At 60.4% G+C, this 19328-nt stretch carries 9 protein-coding genes; 6 read left to right on the top strand and 3 right to left on the bottom strand.

Annotated features, from left to right (window positions below):
* The first annotated feature begins 128 nt into the window (after positions 1 to 128).
* The 4 genes from zorA to C380_RS13900 are packed head-to-tail and all read left to right on the top strand — an operon-like array spanning position 129 to position 8299.
* Entirely contained in the window at positions 129 to 2312 is a 2184-nt protein-coding gene (gene zorA, locus C380_RS13885) for an anti-phage ZorAB system protein ZorA (RefSeq protein WP_015014486.1), read from the top strand.
* Between the two features lie 33 nt (positions 2313 to 2345).
* On the top strand, positions 2346 to 3095 hold the full coding sequence (locus C380_RS13890; protein WP_238544017.1) for a flagellar motor protein MotB: 750 nt from the start codon (positions 2346 to 2348) through the stop codon (positions 3093 to 3095).
* Positions 3074 to 5014: an EH signature domain-containing protein gene (locus C380_RS13895; protein WP_015014488.1), complete on the top strand. Its 1941-nt coding sequence runs from the start codon at positions 3074 to 3076 to the stop codon at positions 5012 to 5014. Before C380_RS13890 ends, C380_RS13895 begins: the two co-directional genes overlap by 22 nt.
* Positions 5015 to 5017: 3 nt before the next feature.
* Positions 5018 to 8299, top strand: a complete 3282-nt coding sequence (locus tag C380_RS13900; RefSeq protein ID WP_015014489.1) for a DEAD/DEAH box helicase — start codon at positions 5018 to 5020, stop codon at positions 8297 to 8299.
* Between the two features lie 155 nt (positions 8300 to 8454).
* Here C380_RS13900 and C380_RS13905 read toward each other — a convergent pair whose 3' ends face one another.
* Positions 8455 to 9345: a WYL domain-containing protein gene (locus C380_RS13905; RefSeq protein WP_015014490.1), complete on the bottom strand. Its 891-nt coding sequence runs from the start codon at positions 9343 to 9345 to the stop codon at positions 8455 to 8457.
* A 91-nt stretch (positions 9346 to 9436) separates the two neighbouring features.
* Between C380_RS13905 and C380_RS13910 the strand changes: the two genes are divergently transcribed.
* Together C380_RS13910 and C380_RS13915 are read left to right on the top strand one after the other, a co-directional pair.
* Positions 9437 to 9718 (top strand): hypothetical protein, encoded by a 282-nt coding sequence (locus tag C380_RS13910; RefSeq protein WP_015014491.1) that lies wholly within the window; start codon positions 9437 to 9439, stop codon positions 9716 to 9718.
* 11 nt (positions 9719 to 9729) lie between these two features.
* Positions 9730 to 10794 carry a metallophosphoesterase gene (locus C380_RS13915; protein WP_015014492.1) on the top strand — a complete coding sequence of 355 codons (1065 nt, stop codon included), beginning with the start codon at positions 9730 to 9732 and terminating at the stop codon, positions 10792 to 10794.
* A gap of 16 nt (positions 10795 to 10810) precedes the next feature.
* Here C380_RS13915 and C380_RS13920 read toward each other — a convergent pair whose 3' ends face one another.
* Positions 10811 to 12925, bottom strand: a complete 2115-nt coding sequence (locus C380_RS13920; protein ID WP_015014493.1) for a UvrD-helicase domain-containing protein — start codon at positions 12923 to 12925, stop codon at positions 10811 to 10813.
* A gap of 13 nt (positions 12926 to 12938) precedes the next feature.
* Complete coding sequence (locus C380_RS13925) at positions 12939 to 19328, bottom strand: DEAD/DEAH box helicase (RefSeq protein ID WP_015014494.1); 6390 nt, start codon at positions 19326 to 19328, stop codon at positions 12939 to 12941.

A 19328-nucleotide genomic window follows, 5' to 3' on the forward strand; every position in this document is an offset into this window, starting at 1 on the left:
TACATCCTCACGGAAAGCACCAACTCACCAGACCTACTTGGCACATCGACCCGAAGCCGCCTCAGCAAGCGTCTGGCCTAAACGCAGCGCTACGTCCTCACAACCTCCGCTTTTCGCTTCCGACACTCATGACGCCTGAGACCTCTGCCCTGATCTCGTCCGCCCTGCACTGGGGCGTCGGCGCCCTACTCGCCATCGCCGTCGCGTTCTTCTTCATCCAGTTTCTGCTGCCCGGGTGGCGTGTGGGCCGCGAGCTGCGCGACGCGCGCCAGCAGCTGGAGCGGCTGAAAGCCACTGGCCCGGTGCTGGACCTGGACCGCGTGCGGGACGAAGCCATGGTGAGCGAGGCGCTGCGCCACTGCTGGGACGAATACCGCGACACGCTGCACGGCCAGAAGCAGGCCAACGGCATGGGTGTGATGGAGGTGAGCCGCTGGCGTGCCACCAGCATGGCCAACGCCTTCTTCACCGACCAGGGCCTGATCGAAGCGCCGCTGCGCACCGAGTTCTACAAGCACTTGCCCGGCATCCTGACCGGACTGGGCATCATCGGCACCTTCTCGGGCCTGATTGTGGGTCTGCAGGCTTTTGGTCAAGTTGACCTAGGGGCTGCTGATGCGGCGAGGGATGGACTCCGCGCTCTTCTTGAGACCGTGGGCAGCGCGTTCAAAGTTTCAGGTGTCGCCATCTTTTTGGCGATGTTGATCACCACGTTTGAGAAGCAAGTCATCAATCGGCGATATACCGAACGTGAAGAACTCGCCAGCCTGATCGACAGCCTGTTCGACACGGGTGCTGGTGAGGAATACCTGCAGCGCCTGGTGGAAGCGTCCGAGACCTCGGCCACCCAGGCGATGCAGATGAAAGAGTCGCTGGTCACAGACCTCAAGCAGGTGCTGTCGGAGCTGACGCAGCAGCAGATCGCGACCATGACGGCGACCAGCCAACAGCTGGGGCAGTCGATCACAACAAGCCTGACCGAGGGCCTGGCCGATCCGCTGACGCGCATCTCGCACGCGGTGCAGCAGGTGGGCAACAGCCAGGGCGAGGCGGTGAACAAGCTGCTGACCGATGTGCTGGGCAACTTCACCGAGCAGATGCAGAGCATGTTCGGCTCGCAGATGCGGGGTATGAGCGACATGCTGGTGCAGACAGCGAACACGATCCAGGCAGCGTCACAGCAGTTTGAGCAACTGGCTGGGCAGATTCAGCAGGCCGGGTCGGGTGCTGCGGACGCCATGGCCCAGCGCATGGATCAGGCCCTGCAGCAGATGCAGGCGCGGCAGACAGAAGCCAACGACCAGATGCGCCTGTTCATCGACCAGCTCAAAGACAGTGTGGCCAAGGGCCAGAGTGAGTCAGCCGAACTGACCATGGGCATGATGCGCGAGCTGAGCGACAGCACCAGTGCCCTGGTGCAGGGCCTGCGCTACCAGGCCCACACCGCACAACAGGAGCACAGCAGCCAGCAGGCGGCCACCACGGAGCGTCTGCACAGCTTCTTGGAGCAGATGCAGGCGGCCGCGTCCCGGAACCAGTCCGAGTCCGCCGAGGCTACCCAGCGCCTGATAGGGCAGCTGAGCGAATCGGCCAGCGGCATGGTGCGAAGCCTGCAGGAGCAGGCCCAGAAGGCGAAGGAAGAACACACGAGCCGTCAGTCAGAGCTGACCGCCAAGTCCGGCGCGTTGATGGAGGAGCAGTCCGCACAGATCGCCCGCCTGACCGAGGCGGTGCAGCGGGCCAGTGCGTCGATGCAGCAGACCGTGGAGCAACTGCAGACGCGGGCGCAGGCCAGCATCGACAGCATGGGCCAGGGGGCCGAGAAGCTGTATGGTGCGTCAGCCCGCCTGGGAGACAACCTGGACCGAATGAAGACCAATAGCGATGGCCTGAACGACATGGCGGACAAGCTGATCGGATCGGCCACCACGCTGGGCACCGCGCTGACAGCCACGCAGCAAGTGTTGGGCGACCAGCGCAGCGTGCGCGATGCGCTCGCCTCTTTGGTCAGCGATCTGCGCGAGACCATTGAGCTGGCCAAGCGTGAGGCGTCCATGTCGTCCGGTCTGGTGGACAACCTGCAGGCAGCCAGCCTGCGACTGACCGAGGCACAGCGCACCACAGAAACCTACCTTCAGGGCGTGACCGACGTCCTGGGTGAAGCCCATGGTGCCTTCGCGCAGCAGATGATGACCACGATGCGCGAGGGGAACAAGGCCTTCCACGAAGAGCTGGCCCACGCGACTGGCCTGCTCAAAGGGGCCATCCAGGACTTGGGCGACGTGCTCGACAACCTGCCTTCGGCAGCCTGAGAAGGGCGGTAAACCATGCTGGGTGGTGTGCGCATGTCTGCGCCCAAACGCGGGCGCGAAGAAGGTGAAAAACCCTTCTGGATTTCCTTTTCAGACCTGATGTCCGCGCTAATGGTGCTTTTCCTGGTGGCCATGAGCGTGGCACTGCTGGCGGTGACCAAGAAGGTGTCACAAGATGAGCAGGAAGACCGCGAACGTAAAGAGGCGATCGCCCACCTGATGCAGCAGGTGAGCAAGGTCGTTTCGCAGAAAGAGTTCGAGGGTGTGCGTGTGATCGGGAACACTATCGACTTCGGGCCACGCGGGCGATTTGAACGTGAGGGCCAGAACACCCTGTCCGTTCCGCAGCGGGCACTGGTGCGTCAGTTCACGCCCAAACTGCTGTCGGAACTGCGTGATTCGGATGCCGGCAAACACTGGTTCAAGCGCGCTGTGGTGGAAGGTTACGCGAGCCAGACCGGCAAATACCTGTTCAACCTCAACCTCAGTCTGGAGCGCAGCGAGCGCGTGATCTGCGAGCTGCTGCGTGCACCAGAGCCCGGCGAGGCCGCCATGTCGGACGAAGACCGGAAGCTGATCGCAACCAAGTTCTTTGTGGGTGGTGCGTCATTCAACTCTTTGCGGGCGACGGCCGATGACAGCCGGCGCATCGAGTTCAAGCTGGAGTTCAAAACGCGGCAGGAACGCCGCGAGGAACTTGAGAACCCGGCCTCCCTTGTAGATGAGGCAGCCCTCGCCCAGGCACTGGACCCGAACGAACGATGCCCCATATTCAGCCGCTGAACGCACTTGACCATCTGCGCGACCGTCTGCGCAGCGAGCTCGACGTCCATCGCGCGGTCCACGCGATCGAGTGGGGCAACCCGCGCGTGATGACGGAGGCCCTCAAACGCATCAGGCACGACCTTGGCGGTGAGGGCAATGACCAACCGGCTGCGGACCAACTGCAGGCTGCGCTGCTGCGTTTCGCTAGAAGCCGTCAGGTGGCTTCGTTTACCGAGCTCAAATATGTGTGCTACGGCTCGACTGTGCCGGTGGGACACGACCGGTGGCGCGTGATCGACCGGCGGCCGCTGTTCGAGGCCATGTTGGAGCTTGTTAACCAGCACAACCAGCAACCAAAGCAGTTTCGTCGCTGCTATCAAGGCCTGCTATCAGGCTATTTCGGTTTCGAGCGCAATCTGGAAAAGCCGGGAGAGGCAGACGAGCGCTGGATCGGGCTGCGCAACTACCTGGCTGATCAGCTGGCCCCATTGCAGTCTGCCTCTTCAAAACGAGGGACTATGCCCGAGTGGCTGAACACCCTGAGCGAGCATCGGAATTTACTCACTTCGGACCCCTGCAGCCGCTACGCTGATGCACTAGCGCGCGACGACCATACCGAGCTGCGCAAGGTGTGCACCGGGCTAGGCATTGCCAGCAACTCCTGGGTCTGGGAAGAGGCACTCATGGCCTACGTGAAGCGTGTGTGTCAGTGCGATGACGCCGAACTCAAAAAGCGCATGCAATCGGTACTAGATTTAGTTCATGGCAAGACTTCGCTGACACTGCCACCGATCTTGGCCGTGAGAGCCGTTGCGCTGGTGGTGGCGCGCTATGCACAATGCGCTGATCACCCCGAGCACCCGGCGCTGCGTGATACCTGTTTGGAGTGGATTGGCAATCCATGGCTGAAGCGAACAGCCTGGGATGCGGCCGTGAACCATGAGCCTGCTCGCCTGATGGTCAACAGCTGGCTCAAGCAGCGGCTTATTAAGGATTTCTTCGGGCTACTGGCAGCGGATGGTGCTGCAGATCTACGGCGCTTGGAATACTGGTTGAAGTGGGAGCCCCAGATCTCGGATATGTGGTTTGTGCTGGGCAGCGATGCCCAAGCTAATCGAACTCCTGAGTTTCTGGACTTGCGAAAACGCATGTCCGGCCGAGACCGGAAACTTGTCGACGGCAACCACCAGAATAATGCCTTCGTAATGCGGATCGGACAGCTCTTGGTGATTGAGTTCGGTGTGACGGGCAACGCGTGTTATGTGTTTGCGGCTTCGGATTTTCAGACGAGTCTGGACACAGCTGTTCTGAATTTGTATCAGCTCAAGCAGAAGGCCTATGCCAAGCGCCTTTCTCACACGGCCCAATGGGAATTCAAATTCGACTACGAGCTCAAAAAGCTGCTTCAGTCCGTGCCTATGAGCAAAGGCGAGCTCAAAGAGCTAAAAGAGTTCAACCCTGCAAGCAACACCACAAATGCGGTCGTGCATTGGCGAGCGCAATCGACACAAGTGACAGCACCCAGACCAGTCGCGCCTGTCACTTCTCACCAGCCAAACTCCCTGCTGCCACCAGCCATCAAGGCGGATGAATACACGGGCTTCGATTCGAAGCCCGCGTGGCCGAGCGTTCCTCCACGAGCGCTGCAAGCGAGCATGTCAGCGAACGGTGCCCAGAACACCGACACCGTTAGGCAAAAGCCGTCGGTGGCGCAGCTCTCAGGGCAAAAGAAGCGCCTGACGGATGTCGAATTCTCGCAACTCCAGGGCTTGTTTATGAAGCATGGCGTCGAATGGGAAGATAACCGTCACAAGGGGGGCGCCTTGTGGGCACTGATACCTGAAAAGAACCAGAATCCAAGTGTCGCTATGGTTCTTGAGCTCTTTCGGTTCCGCTTTACTGAAGGCAAAGGCTACTGGCTCAAGGACGAGGATTAATGAATGTTTGACGCGCTGTTTGCAAAGAAACCAGCCCCACCCCAAGCCCGCAAAGGTCCTGCCGTCGCTTTCGATTCCGTCGGCATTCGCTACGCGTCGCCGGCACCTACTACCCGTGAATGGCTGGCCCTCCCCTTTTCGTATACCGAAGCGGCAGACCTGGGTGCCCGGTTGGCGCAGATCTTTATGGAAGGCTTTGGCGACCGGCAGGAAACCGAGTTCCTGCTGCCGTGGAAGGACGTTTATGCGCTGCTGCGGCATCCCGAGCTGAGCGCCTACCGAGAAGCTTTGCTTATCCCGCCAGAAGCGGCTGCTCGTCCGCGGCTGACGAGCAAGGGGGCCCTAATGGACCCGGACTTTGCAGTGTTGTTGGACGAGTGGGTGGACTGTCAGGGCAGACGTTTACAACCGGTGCCGCAGCTGGTGGGGCGTGTGCTTCAGGCACCCAGCGGTGCAACGCTGTTGTCCGAGCCTTTGCACCAACTGCTAGAGGAGTTGGCCCGCTTCCACGGGACACCGCCGTCGGAACGCAGCCAGTCTTTCAAGGAGCAGGCCTTTGGGCGCATGCGCAAACTGGCCACGTCTACCGGTTGTCCGGTGTCGGACTATGTCGCCCGCACCATCGTGCTCACGCCGGACCGATTGCGACTGGCGATGGAGCGTCGCGGTGAGGACGATGGCAAGGTGGTGGAGGTCATCCCCGGTTTTGACGAGGCGCCTGCGCATTGGCTGAACCAGTTCGACCGTTTGCCACTGCAGGACAGCTACGACGTGCCCGATGGGCCCTCGCTGGTTCGGGTTGTGGTGACTCCTGAAGTGAAAGCGGTACTTGCGGAGATCAAGCGCATGCCGGGTCGCAGAGCTACTGGCCCAAGGGCTGAAGCATTCGTCCGCAACCCTTTCGCAGTGCTGGGTGAATCGGCAGAGCAGGTCATCGATCCTGAACAGTTCGAGAAGGCCCGCGAAGAAGCGGGCATCCGGTTCGAGCAGTTCACACCGCACGTCGAGCGAGGTGAGTTTGGTGAGGTTCACCGGGTCGGTCTGCTGGTCGAAGAGCTTGGCAACGAGAGCCAGGCCTCCGAAGTGCTGTGGTTCGCCAACCCTGATGATTTACAGCGTTTCACCAGCAAGCTAGGACGAGCGTTCACCGATGGCTCGCAATGCGTGACCTGGCAACGGCGTGAGCTGGAGATCGTGGGTGACACCGAGCGCCACATGGTCGATCTGGAGCAATGGGGCCGGGAGTGGGCCTGCCCACAGCTTTGGACCGCAGCCGAGGTGCTGGACTTGAGTCACTACTCGGACCGCGTGGAAGAGATCGGTGTCGAGAAGCCTTTTGTGACCCCGGTCATAGCCCGAAACGACCATGGCAGCGGCTGGTTTGAAGGGAACGTCAGCGTCGGCGTTCGTGTAGAAAATCCGTCCGGCGGTAGTGCGACTTATGTGCCCTTGACCTTCGACGACGTGCCTACGTTGCAGCAAGCGGTCAAGTCCGCTGAGCAGGCAGGGCAGTCCTCGGTCAACCTGCCAGGTTTGCGTACTGCGGTGCCAATCGTTGATGCCCGACGGGCGGTGGACGCCTTAGCCAAAGCACAACAGCAGTTGCGTGACCACAATTTTCAGCCGTCGGGAGATCGCCCCGCAGCCGAGCCAAAGAAGCGCCTGGTCATCAAACGCAACCTTGAAGACGTTGACTACACCGAGGCGCGTGCAGAGTCCTTGCAAATGCCCCCGGGCCGGGAGCCGTTGCTTCCGCAGACCCTGCGCCCTGAAATCGAACTCAAGCCGCACCAGCGGGTCGGCGTGGCATGGCTGCAGCATTTGTGGGAGGCATCACCGGAACACTGTCGCGGCACAGTGCTGGCGGATGACATGGGACTGGGCAAGACCCTTCAGTTGCTCACTTTCATCACCAGTTGTTTCGAGACGGATCCGACTCTGCCACCAGCTCTTGTTGTAGCGCCTGTCGCGCTCCTTGAGAACTGGCGCAACGAGCTGGATCGGTTCTTCCAGCCAGGTACCCTGCCACTGCTGATGCTCTATGGCAGCACGCTCAAATCGATGCGCGTGGGTAAGCACGAACTCGATGCTGACCTCAAGGCACAGGGTGTCACCCGGCTTTTGAAGAAGGGCTGGGTTGGCGATGCACGCCTAGTGCTCACCACCTACGAAACGATGCGCGACCTGGAATTCGCGTTGGCGAGCCAGCAGTGGTCTGTGATGATCTGCGACGAAGCCCAGAAGATAAAGACGCCTGCCGCGCTAGTCACACGGTCGGCCAAGAAGCAGAAGGTGCGCTTTCGCATCGCTTGCACGGGAACGCCGGTGGAGAATACGCTGGCCGATCTGTGGTGCCTGTTTGATTTCGTGCAGCCTGGCATGTTGGGCGCACTTAGCCACTTCTCACGTACCTATCGCCAGCCAATCGAGGCCAAGACGCCAGAGCAGATCGCCAAGGTGGAGGAGTTGCGCGCCTTGATCCAGCCGCAGATCCTGCACCGGCGCAAGACAGAAGTTGCTACGGAGTTGCCTAAGCCTGTCGAGGACAAATTATGCAAGCAGCTCCCGATGTCCCCATTTCAGCAAGGTCTGTATGAGGGTGCGCTCAAGACCCTCAAGGAGCAGAGGGTCAGCAATCCGTCGGCTCAGCTGCAGGCGTTGCAGGCGATTCGCAAGATCTGCTCGGACCCGCACGGTTATGCTGCTAAGGACAGTCACAAGGCGCCGATCGACAAAATTGTGAACGAGTCACCGAAGATGGGCTGGCTCGTGGACCGGCTCAAGGCACTGGCCGCTGATCGCGCTGGCAACCACAAAGTGATCATCTTCTGTGAGTTCCGGGAGCTGCAGTTGCAGCTGCAACGTGTGATCGCGGCCTTCTTCGGCATCGCTGCCAGCATCGTGAATGGCGACACGTCAGCAGACCCCCGTACGGCGGATAACCGGCAGCAGCTGATCGACGCCTTCCAGCAAGCCCAGGGCTTCAACGTTATCATCCTTTCACCTCTGGCCGTGGGCTTCGGTGTGAACATTCAGGCGGCCAACCATGTCGTCCACTTCACCCGCACATGGAACCCTGCAAAGGAGGATCAGGCTACGGCGCGTGCTTACCGGATCGGCCAGACCCGCGTCGTCAATGTCTACTACCCCGGCGTGGTTAGCGACAAGTTCCCGAGCTTCGACGTCAAGCTGGACGCCCTGCTGGGCAGCAAACGTGCGCTAGCCACAGATATCCTCAACGGTTGCAGCGATCTCAAGGCCTCCGACTTCGCCGACTTCGGCTGACCCGAGCCAAAGCCAGCGCCCGGTTATATCTTTCTGAATCCGTCATCACACAAACTGTCAACGAGTCTTATGCGCGAAAAGATTTTTTTGCACGCGGACGAAGTCTCAGATCAGCCCCGAGGAGTCAACAAATTGGTCATGAATCACCAAGATGCTTAGACGAAGCCGGGGGCTAAAACTGCGTTGTCTATTCCTTGGAGCTGGGTTGTATTTGCCAGCCATAGCCTGAAATCCCTCCCGCTGAGACGGGCATCAGGTGAGCAATCCACCTGCCACTGGCGCAGCACATAGCCCGCCACAGCAGCGCGCAGCGTGACTTGCAGCGATCCGCCCGCGCCCATCCCAAAATCCCGCGCAATGGATGAGGGGTGCGGGTGCGCTGGGTGTGGCACCAACTCGAGCGTAATTACTTTTTGCCATTGGGCATCGGCCGCGCGCAGCTCGTGGGCCTGCACGCGGTATTGCCCATCCTCCCGGTCTATGGGTTCGACCTTCTCCATGCGGGTCAGCACCAGATCGCGGAACTCTCCCTTGGTTCGGTCATACGCACGTGCATGCCACCGCAGGCCCGAATCAACAAGTGCGTGGGGCACGATCTCACGAGGGACTGCCCCCGTTTTCATCGAGTGGTACGTAAGCCGCAGTGGGTAACCGCCGTGAATGGCCCGGGTCACCGTGGCCAAGGTGTCCAGAGGCGGCTGGTTTAGCCGGGCTGGTACGGCATTGGGCAACGATTCCGCCAATGGGGCTGGCTCTCCCTCACCAAAACCGGCCGTCAACATCGCTAGCACGCGCTCTTCCCGGTGCTCGAACAGCGGCGTGAAGGTTGACCGGTATCGGTATGCCTTGCCTTCGTACAACACGTTCTGAGGCGCAAGCTCCCGGTACAGCGCCATGTCACGCGTACCAGCCGCCGTGGCTAAGTCAAAACGGTCGAGCACATTCTTGCGCGTCACTTCTCCATAAAACCACACGCGAAACTCGATGTAGGCCAGACGCCTGCGCTGGGCGGCAGACAGTTCGTTTAAAGCGATGGTAGTGATCATGGAAGGCTGAGAAGTTGCGGCATTCTAATCAAATAAGATCATTTTGATGCCATAATTAACGAATCAAAATGATCTTATAAGGATGTTCTGCATGAACCATGAACCCCCATTGATCACACAAGCACCTCTGCCCATGGGCGTTGCCATGTTCAAGCCACTGCCCCGGCCTGTGTCGGGGGAAACGATCCAGACGCTGGAAAAACTCTTGCGCGAAGCCAAAGAGGGGCGTGTGTCGGGGCTCGCGCTGGTGGTACTGCATGCAGACGGGCGGTTTGATCTGCACCTGAGAGGCGCCGCAACGGAAGAGTCGAACCAAATGGGCGTGGCCGGTATGCTGGCAGCGCTGCAGAAAATGACCTTGGAACTTTACTGACGGGAGATCCCATGAGCCTGATTCAACCCCTGCCAAACGGCCCGCTGGACATCGTGGGCGACATCCACGGCGAATACGACGCACTCCGCCAGTTGCTGGCACACCTCGGCTACGACGAGCGCGGCATCCATCCAGAGGGGCGCACCCTGGTCTTCGTGGGGGACTTCTGCGATCGGGGCCCCAACAGCCCGGCCGTTCTGGCGCTGGTGCAGTCGCTGGTTCAATCAGGTCGCGCAGCCGCCGTATTGGGCAACCATGAGATCAATCTGTTGCGCGAGGACGCCAAGGATGGCTCCGGGTGGTTCTTTGATGCCCGCATGGAACGGGACCACGACAAGTATGCACCGTTCCATCGACCCACGCCCCAGCAGCGCGAAGAGATCGTCGCATTTCTCTCTTCGCTTCCCATCGGGCTGGAAAGAGCGGATCTGCGCGTCATTCACGCTGCCTGGCAAGAGCCCCAGATCGAAGCCGTTCGCGCTTTAGAGCCGGACTCGGTGCGCAGCGAATACGACCGCTGGGAGAAAGCCGCAGAGCAAGTCGCCAGGGACACAGCGCTGGAGCAGCGCATGGAGCAAGAACTGGAGCAGTGGGAGCATGGTCTGGAAAACAAGCAGCATCAGCCACCCTTTCTGCACGCACATGCAGAGCACGAGGCCAACAAACAGATGCTCAACCCGCTCAAGGTGCTGACCTCTGGCGTAGAACTCAAAGGCACCGTGCCCTTCTTTTCAGGTGGCAAGTGGCGGTTTGCCGAGCGCATGCCCTGGTGGGATGCCTACACCGATGAGACGCCTGTGGTTGTGGGGCATTACTGGCGACGTGTGCACAAAATTGACCGCGCTGCGGTGGGCAAGGGTGACCCGGACCTGTTTGAAAACACCCACCCATTTGCCTGGCACGGCCAGCGGGGCAACGTGTTCTGCGTGGATTTCTCCGCAGGTGGCCGGTGGACTGAGCGCAAGGCTGGAACGGCGGTAGGCCATGATTTCAAGCTGGCGGCGCTGCGCTGGCCTGAGCGGGTGCTGCAGTTTGATGACGGAAGTCTCCATGCAACCTCAAGGTATGGCATTTGAACTTCCCCCACGCACGCTAGGCCTGAATTAAGAGCATCGCCCCGCGCTTCGCACGAGTCAACGCAACATAAAGCAACTTGCGTTGAGTTTCAGTTTTCTCAGCTGCGCCTACAAAGCTCTCGGGTGCAATCACGACGACACAGTCAAATTCGAGCCCCTTGGCGCGATGCATAGTCGCTAGATGGACCACATCGCGGACTTCGGCATGGTTGCTTTGCGCCGTGATAGCGATACACCTCAAGCCTGCGGCCTGCATCAAACCCGCCATAGCATCCCGACTTTTTTCGCTAGATGCGATGATGCAGAACGACAGGGGCACTCCGCCACCCTGGGCGATATTCCATTGCCGCACAAACTCGATGGCATGTTTTGCTGCCGCCTCAATGCCCTCGACACTCAGAACAGTAGGTGCTGGGCCGTGTGACAAAGACTTGTAGCGCTTGGTCTCATCATGACCATCGTCGAGGTCGTCGATTTCACAGCCTTCCAGCAACGCCACGGCCTGCCGTCGAATCTCGTCGGTGGTTCGATAGTTGAGATACAGCTTTTTGGCACGGCCACGGATATCGATTCCGCAGCGGCTCATCGCAGCCTTATTGCGGCTGTAGATGCGTTGATGACCATCTCCGACAAAAAAGAGGTCGTTTGGACCTGCTGGCACCAAGGCACGAAGCAACCGTAGCGCCTGCGGGCCCAAATCCTGGGTTTCATCCGCGACGATGGCGCTGTAGAGAGGTTTGGACTTTTCTGCTTCAGCGCTCAACACATCAGCGACCTCACGGTAGGCGTCGTCCACTTCCTTGAGCTTGCGCGACGCCAGTTGCCCGCGGTACTCCTCAAAGACCGGCCATACCGCATCGCGTTTGGCGCGGCTCAGAATGACGCCGCGCCCCGTGCGCCGGGCTGTCCGGTATTGGTCCAATGTCGTGATGCCTTGCGCAAGCACCACCTGCTCCAACTCGTTTTCGTAGAAGTTGTCTGGCAGGTCAAGGGACGAATCCTTGACGGCCAACGCCGCTTGCCATGCCTGGTGAGCAGCATCCTGCTTGCGGTCGTACACGATGCGGTGTTCCAGCTTGCGGCTGCGCATGAAGGCATTCACCCAGGCGTCCAGATTGCGGACCTCTAGCTTGGCGAATGTCTCGCTACTGCACAGCGTGCGAAGGTTCTGCTCAATGTCGGCGGCGAGGTTCTTGGTAAAGGTTGTGACAAGCACCTTCTGGTTTGTCTCAGTCCTATTCTCCGCCAACCACTTGGCGCGGTGCATGGCCAGGACGGTCTTGCCCGTGCCGGCGCCGCCCAGCACTCGCACGGGGCCGCTGCGGTCTCCGACGGTGAGCTTTTTCTGGGTGGGATGCAGGAACACACGCCATTGCGCAAGGGGCGCATTCAGGATGGCGGTCATGGACTCGTCGTCGCTCACCACGACAAACCGCGATTGCGACTCTGCCGTGGCCAGAGCTGCTGCGAAGTCCTGGGTATCGATGACCTTGTCCACCCGCGTCTCACGGGCATTGAGCACCTGACTGACCGTGTCGCCTGCCGCTACAAGAAAGAGACCTTCGTATGCCTCCATCGGAAGCTTCGCCTGTTTGGCGTCCAGCTCTTCCTCGCTGACGATGCTGCGAACGAAACCGAGCAACTCTTGCGGCACACCGAGACTCATCAAATTACGGTCTTCTAGGTCTGCAAAGAGAGCTGGTGCAGCCACAACAGGCGCATTCAGAGTACCTTCTGCTGTCGCAGCATTGGCGCTGCGGGCTTCCTCCGGCACCTGCTCGGTGACGCTCTCGAATGTCAGCATTTGCATCGCCCCCGTTACGGGGTTGATGGTCAGCTTGCGATTTTCAGCCCAGCGGTAAGCGTCGTCGTGGTGGTCCACATATAGCAACACATACACGTCACCGGCGGAAGGCTTGAAAACGATACCCCGCCAGTCGCCGTCGAGTCGAACCGACTTGAGGTTCGGGTCTCGCGCGCCGTTGATGTTCTCGTAGTTGATGCCCGGGCTCTTAGGGTCGGCCTGAAACTGGATAGCCCACTTCATCACCTTGGTATGAACCTTGGCGGGCAACTTGGCCAGCTGAAGCAGAAAGTCGTTGCTCAGCGCAACCTTGGGTTTGAAGCTCAAAGTTCTACTCCTGTTATTCGATGGTCAGACCCAACGCCGTTGCAGCAGCCTTCTCCCAAGGCTGCGCATTGCAATGTGTCAGGTCCTCATCCAGACACAGCACTGTCCACCCTTGCGCGGTCCACTCCTGCACCATATCTGCCTGGTCCGGTCGAAGAATCGCTACATGGGCAGCTGCCCAAACCATCTCGGCGTCGGCCACAACACGGCCTTTGTCATCTGCCAGTTCGGGGCCGATTTCGGGCACAGCCGCTCCGGCCTGCGCCAACCGAACCATACCTGGCTTGAGAGGCTCCAAAAGCTGCTCAAGGACCTCCAACCACGCGCCGTTCAAAGAGGTTTGCTCAGACGCCTGCGCGGCCACGGGTGCGGGCAAGGAGGTCAGGCCGTCGTAATCGTGCTGGTCCAGTCCGCTGGCGGTGACAAGCCACATACCTGGCAGCGACTGGGCCGTATTGAACAATTGCAGCCACTGGCGCCAAGCCAAGTGAAGCGCAGCGTCATCTTCAGCCTTCACCTCGTCCAGAACCAGGACGCCAGGCGCCATCCAGTTTGCTTCCTGTGGAAGTCCCTTGGCGGCAGCCAAAGGCCACCATCCAACTTGCTGACATACCCCCGACACCTTGGAGAGGCTGTGCGCAAAACCTTTGCCCGGTTCCTTGACGTGCGCAGGCAGTCGGTGAATCCATTGCCCGAGCTGATGCTCGCAAGTCGATTTCTCCTGTTCGTTATGCGGCACCATCAAAAAGCCCAACCACAAGGCGTTGCGCTGCAACTGCTCGATTGCAGGGTCGCCGGAGGGTCCATCCGCCGGGGTGGCAAGCCAATGCAACAAGCTGGCGACCGCATGCTGCGTGAAGGCCTTCTCCTGCGCGCGTGGAACCGTTGCTGGGGCCTTGGCCCCGTGATGGCGGGCCATGCCCATCAACGGCGACTCCAGGTCGGTATCCAATTTCCCAGCAAGAGCATCCATCACATCGTTGTGCGTAACAGACCAGCACCAGAACCTGCCGCTGGCCACCAATGCGCTACGCTTCAACGCATCCTCACGCAGACAGTCCTTGTGATAAGCCCAGCCGTCGCAAAAAACGGCAACGGGGCGGCGTTTGGAGCCTGTTGCCCAAGGCCAAATCACAAAATCAGGTTTGCTGGCTGCGAGTACCCCTTGCTCAGCGCCCACATCGCACTGCGGCTCTACTCGATACCGCTGCCCACCCACTTCCAACACAAAGCCGGACTTCCCGTTCACTACGTCCTGCACCAGCTTCACCATAGGTATGGAGCCAACACCACCGAGGCGCTTCAACGACTCGATAAACCGCGCCTCTAGGACCGAGTCGAAGTTCGGATTGATAAAAATCTCGGAAATCGTCTTGACCCGCTCCAGCTGGTCCAGCGCCCCCACCAGTTCACCCAGCACCGCCTTGGCTTGGTCTCTGGAGACCTGCTCCATACTGCGCCCCAGTCGGTACTGGTACAGGCAGCGATAGCAGCCATCCTTTTCCGGGTCATCGTTACAAGAGCAACTGGTGACCGCCTGCAGCGCCATCTTGAGCACATCTGACAAGGTGCCCGCATCATGAGCCAGCAACTGGTGCAGATAGCCTGTGCCGCCGGGCACCGAGTCGTACAGCATGACGTAATGGCGGCGCGGCCCACCGTCTTTGCCAGGCTCGTCCTGCAGCACCATGCGCAAGTGGTCCACCTTGCCACCAAATCGGCGCTTGAGCCCCAACTGCACGGCCGCCATGAAGGACTGGACCACGCTCTCGTCCATGCCGTTCTTCGTATACGGCACCAGAATCCGCAAAGCCTCCGACTCGAACTCTCGGTACAGGTACAGGCACTCCAGCAAGTTGGTAGGACTGTCATCCCCGTACTTGGGGCAATCGAAGCTATGGCTTTGCCCGCTCGGGTCGCTACTTCGTCGAGGAGGCTTTTGCACCTTGCCGCAGTGCTTGCACAGCTTGAATCCAGGTCGCGAAGACTCCTTGTCCGCCACCTTGAACGCCTCGCCAGGCTTGGCCAGCTCACCAAAATTCACGTCCCGGAACGTCACCCGGGAGATGAACTCAAAACCAAACGGCAGAGCACCCGAGCCAATCTGCCACGCCTCACGAATATGTGATGGAGAGAAATCCGCCATCAGCTGGCGCACGTAATACTTGGGTTCGCGGTCATCGGCACTGTCGTCGATGCGCACATCCGTGTCGTTGCTATTGGCAATGGCTTGTTTGAAGCGCAGCAGCGTACGGCGTTGTGCCGCATCCGACCACATCGCATCGCCGCACGAAGGGCACGCTACATGGGTGTCTGCCTCTACCGTCAAGTTCTGCATGTGATGGCAAGACGGGCAGAAACGCCAGTCTTCCGTTTTTGCCAAATTCATGTTGATTTGGTCCACCTCCACGCGCCGCTGGTTGGCATAGAAGCGGTTCTCGGGCGCAAACTCCGAGAGGGCAGATTGCGCCGGGCGTTCGTACTTCTGCGTGGTCAGCGTGACATAGGCGCCTTGGCCTGGCTCGTCCGAGGCCCGCTTGCGCCACAAAACAGACTTGAGCTCCACGCCGGCCTCCGGGAAGGCGTAGTTGGGAATCAGCCCCGCATCGGTCAGCGTGTTCAGCAAGTCACGCGTGTTGATTTCTTTAATCAGCTCCAGCAACTTGTCCCGCTCACGCAGCAGGTTGTCGATTTCGGCGCGCGTCGCATCGTCCTGGGGCTTTTGCTGTGCCTTTGCGCGCACCTTATCGAGCTCATCCTTGCGCTTTTTGTAGGTACGTCGCTCCTCCTGCAGTTCCTCCAGGGCCTTCAGCAAACGAGTGCGCAGGCCGTCCGACTCACCTTGCCCCTGCATGAAGTCCCACAGCCTCGCTGTGACCACATCGTCAATATCACCCGCCAGCAATTGCACAAAGCCCTGAAACAATCGCTCCTCATGCGCCAGCACGTAGTTGCTGAATACATAGGGGAAGCGCTCCTGCTTGCCCTGGTCCATGGCGTCAAGCGCCTGCGAGGTCTTGTCGGGCAACGCTGAAATGTTGTTCAGGCTGGCCACCCAGTCGTCCATGCAAAATGCGAACAATTGCCGACGCAGCACCTCGGCCGCCTGCAAGAACACCCCGGGTGGCGCCACCTCACCCGACAGCATCTCCTGGGTTTCAGCGAAAAAGTACAGGTCATGGGGGCTGTTGCCATCTGCTAGCGTGGTAGCAAGGGCGTTGCCGTCACGGCGCCCCGCGCGGCCTACCCGCTGCAAAAAGCTGGCTTGGTTGGGTGGCACAGAGCACAGCAATACCGAAGACAAATCGCCAATGTCCACACCCATTTCCAGCGTGGGCGTCGCGGAGAGCAGATTCTCAAACCAAGGTTTGGGCTGCTTTGACTTGAAGCGGCTCTCAAGGGCTTCTCGCACAGGCCGCTCCAGCAACCCCGTGTGCTCGGCGGCAATAACGCGCCGCAAGTCGCCTTTGCTAAAGCGCCGGGCCCACCAATCGTCCGGCTGCGCAATGAGGACTTCGTAACGAGACTCCGGCGCATCAATACAGGCCATGCCCAGCAGGTGCGCTGCATCTTGCCGGGGCACTGCCAGCCTGCGCTTGCTGCCAGCAGTGGCCACGAAGGCCACCTCGGTATCGAGCTCCAGCGCCTCGGGTTTGATGGCCCAGGTCTCGCCCTGGTGGTGGGCCGTCAGCTGCAGAATGCCCGCATCTTTAAAGGCCAGCAAAGCCTCTCGGTACATCTCGGCTGCCAGGCCCTTGACCAGCATGGTCTGGTCGACCAACACGGCAGCGGCCCATCGGTCGTACCAGGTGGCGCGCCTACTGCCGGTCAATTTGTCAAAGCCAGGCTGCGTGCCCAGGGTCAGGAGCACCGGTCGCGGTGTGTGCTCTCCCATCTTGGGCATCCATTCCGCGCTGCTCCCGGTTTTGACCAGGGCATAGACTCTGCCGTCCCCAGCGTAGGCACCGAGCTCGGGGTGCATCACCCCACCGCGTCTGCGCATGTGCGCCAGGGTGCCCCACAGCCATTGGGTCACCGTCTTCAGTTCGAGCCCATGGGCGCCAAACTGTTCGCGATAGCGCGGCAGCAAGTCGGCAGCCACCGCCTCCACCACGCTCCAAGGCACAGATAGCGTGGCCTTGCCCGTGCGCTCCAAGGTTCGCCCGCGGTGGCTTTGGTAGGTCATCTCACTGTAAGCCTGCCAGAGCAGCCGCTTCTTAACCTTCAGCGGCAGCCGGCTCTCAGTGGGCAGATGCTGCTTCTCTTGCAGTTCCACCGACCAATCGCGCTGCCACATCATGTTCGGCGCTACAAACTCTGACACCAGCGATTCGCGAGACATGTGCAACACCGAACCTGGTTGCTCGAACTGCTGCTCCATCTTTTCGAGGAACGCGGCCCAGCTCAAACGCGAGGGCACCACCTCGTCCATCACATGGGCCAGCGCCGTGCGCACGTTGTTAAGGTACGTACGCGCGCCAAAGAAGCCCGCACGGTGGGCGGCGTCTTGAACCGAGTCTGAAAACGCAATCAGCTTCTTGTCGTCGTTGAACACACTGGCCCAACTGCTCTCTACCACTTGCGAGCCCAGCGTGGCGCTGCGCGCACCCAGCAGCAAGAGCTCGTCTTGCTCGCCGCAAGCTGGACAGGTGTTGTCGTGCCGCGTGTACTGCGCCTGACCTATCACCTGCGTCTTCTGGGCTGTGACACGAAACACCGACAACAACTCTTGATGGCCGCAAGCCAGGCACTCTTCCTGGCTTTGCTGCGTGGTTCCGCAGGCTACGCAGACGCGCTCGGTCACGCCATCGACATGCGAGCGCGAAATGCTCTCTGATGCATACAGCCGTGCCGCCTCGGGACGCCGCGAAAACCAGGTGTTGTAGACCTCATCGAGCTGGGTCGAGAGTTTGCTGGTGCCCTGCACCAATCGGGACAGCCATCCAGTGGTGCGGCACTGGCTGCACTGCACCATGGGCAGGTAGACACCATCGCGCGCCACCGGCAGGTCACGCTCACTGCGCAATTTCACTTCCTGTGGGTTAACGCTGAGCTTGCCCACCATGCGGCGCAACTCACGCACCCACAGCTGCAGCCGTAGCGTGACCAAGGGCTGCGACCCGTCGCGCAGCGCCCAGGCCACCAATACCAACAGGGCATCGAGTACCTGAGTGACCTGCGCCGGGCTGGCCACAGGCATGTTGCGTGCAAAGGCTTCTGTCAGCTCTGGGTAGCTCACCACTCCACCCTTGGCCAGCTTGAGCAGGTTCACGAAAAGCTGGTGGCGCTTGAGCAACTGGCCCAGCCCACGGCGCCACGCAGGTGCGTTGACGTCCTCTGGCACTGGCTCGTCCGGGAAAAACAGCGAAAACCAAGCCTGCACCGCAGCCTGCGGAGTGGGGTACTGCGATGGCTCCAGCAGCGGCGCCTGTTCTGCCCGGAACAAGAACATGTAGTCCACCGTGGCGTCTTCCAGAAACCGCCCCACCGATTGGCGGCTCTCGGTCACCACAGCCTCTTCGCCAAACGGCACACCAAAAATCTGCCGCGCATATTCGCGCAAAGGCGCCGTGTCTGCGGCGTTGCCCAAGGTGGCCGATGTGCCTGCACAGATGAGGTGCCCTGGGGGAGTTTTGAGTCTTGCGCGTAAGCGGCGCAGCAGCAAGGCTAGGTCAGTGCCCTGGGCACCATCAAACGTGTGCAACTCGTCCACCACCACATAGCGCAGCGTGGTGGGTAGGTTGGCGGCCCATAACTGACGGTCCTTGGGCCGCAGCATCAGGTAGTCGAGCATCTTGTAGTTGGTCAGCAAGATGTCGGGCGGGTGCTTGCGCAGGGTGTCGCGGTCAGTGATGACGGCGCCCTGCGTCATTACCATGCCCTCGCCAGGAGCCCCGGCGTTTCCGCCCACATACAGCCCCACGCGCAACCCGGCAAACGCAGCGGTGGACGCCACCAGCTCGGCAATGCGGCGCGCCTGGTCGGTGGCCAGTGCATTCATGGGGTAGATGACCAAGGCCTTCACGCCAGATTCGCCCGCCGCGCGGGCGCGGGCGCAGTGGTCCAGCACCGGGTACAGAAAGCACTCTGTCTTACCGCTGCCCGTACCAGTGGCCACCAAAGTGCTCACGCCCTGGCGGTGACTAGACAGCCGCTCCCAGGCGTGTTCTTGGTGGCTGAAACCAGGGTGCGCGGTCTCGAACGTGTCAAAGAACGTCTTGCCACATTTGCCCGCCACAAATGGCAGGCCCACCTGCACAAACGGGCCTTTAAGCCACGCCGCCTCGTCATCGACAAAGCGGCTCATCAAACCGTGGTTGAACGCGTCGGCGGGCTCGAAGGCAGAAACCAGAAACTGTTTCAGAGCCGTTTGTATGTCGTTGGCGAGTAGTGACGGGAGCAT

It is taken from the genome of Acidovorax sp. KKS102 (genome assembly GCF_000302535.1).
In the GTDB taxonomy this organism is placed as follows: Bacteria; Pseudomonadota; Gammaproteobacteria; order Burkholderiales; family Burkholderiaceae_C; genus Acidovorax.

Bases quoted from the DNA above. Each gene is read 5' to 3' on its own strand.
- zorA (WP_015014486.1), top strand. From the start codon at position 129: ATGACGCCTGAGACCTCTGCCCTGATCTCGTCCGCCCTGCACTGGGGC.
- C380_RS13890 (WP_238544017.1), top strand. From the start codon at position 2,346: ATGTCTGCGCCCAAACGCGGGCGCGAAGAAGGTGAAAAACCCTTCTGG.
- C380_RS13895 (WP_015014488.1), top strand. From the start codon at position 3,074: ATGCCCCATATTCAGCCGCTGAACGCACTTGACCATCTGCGCGACCGT.
- C380_RS13900 (WP_015014489.1), top strand. From the start codon at position 5,018: ATGTTTGACGCGCTGTTTGCAAAGAAACCAGCCCCACCCCAAGCCCGC.
- C380_RS13905 (WP_015014490.1), bottom strand. From the start codon at position 9,345: ATGATCACTACCATCGCTTTAAACGAACTGTCTGCCGCCCAGCGCAGG.
- C380_RS13910 (WP_015014491.1), top strand. From the start codon at position 9,437: ATGAACCATGAACCCCCATTGATCACACAAGCACCTCTGCCCATGGGC.
- C380_RS13915 (WP_015014492.1), top strand. From the start codon at position 9,730: ATGAGCCTGATTCAACCCCTGCCAAACGGCCCGCTGGACATCGTGGGC.
- C380_RS13925 (WP_015014494.1), bottom strand. From the start codon at position 19,328: ATGCTCCCGTCACTACTCGCCAACGACATACAAACGGCTCTGAAACAG.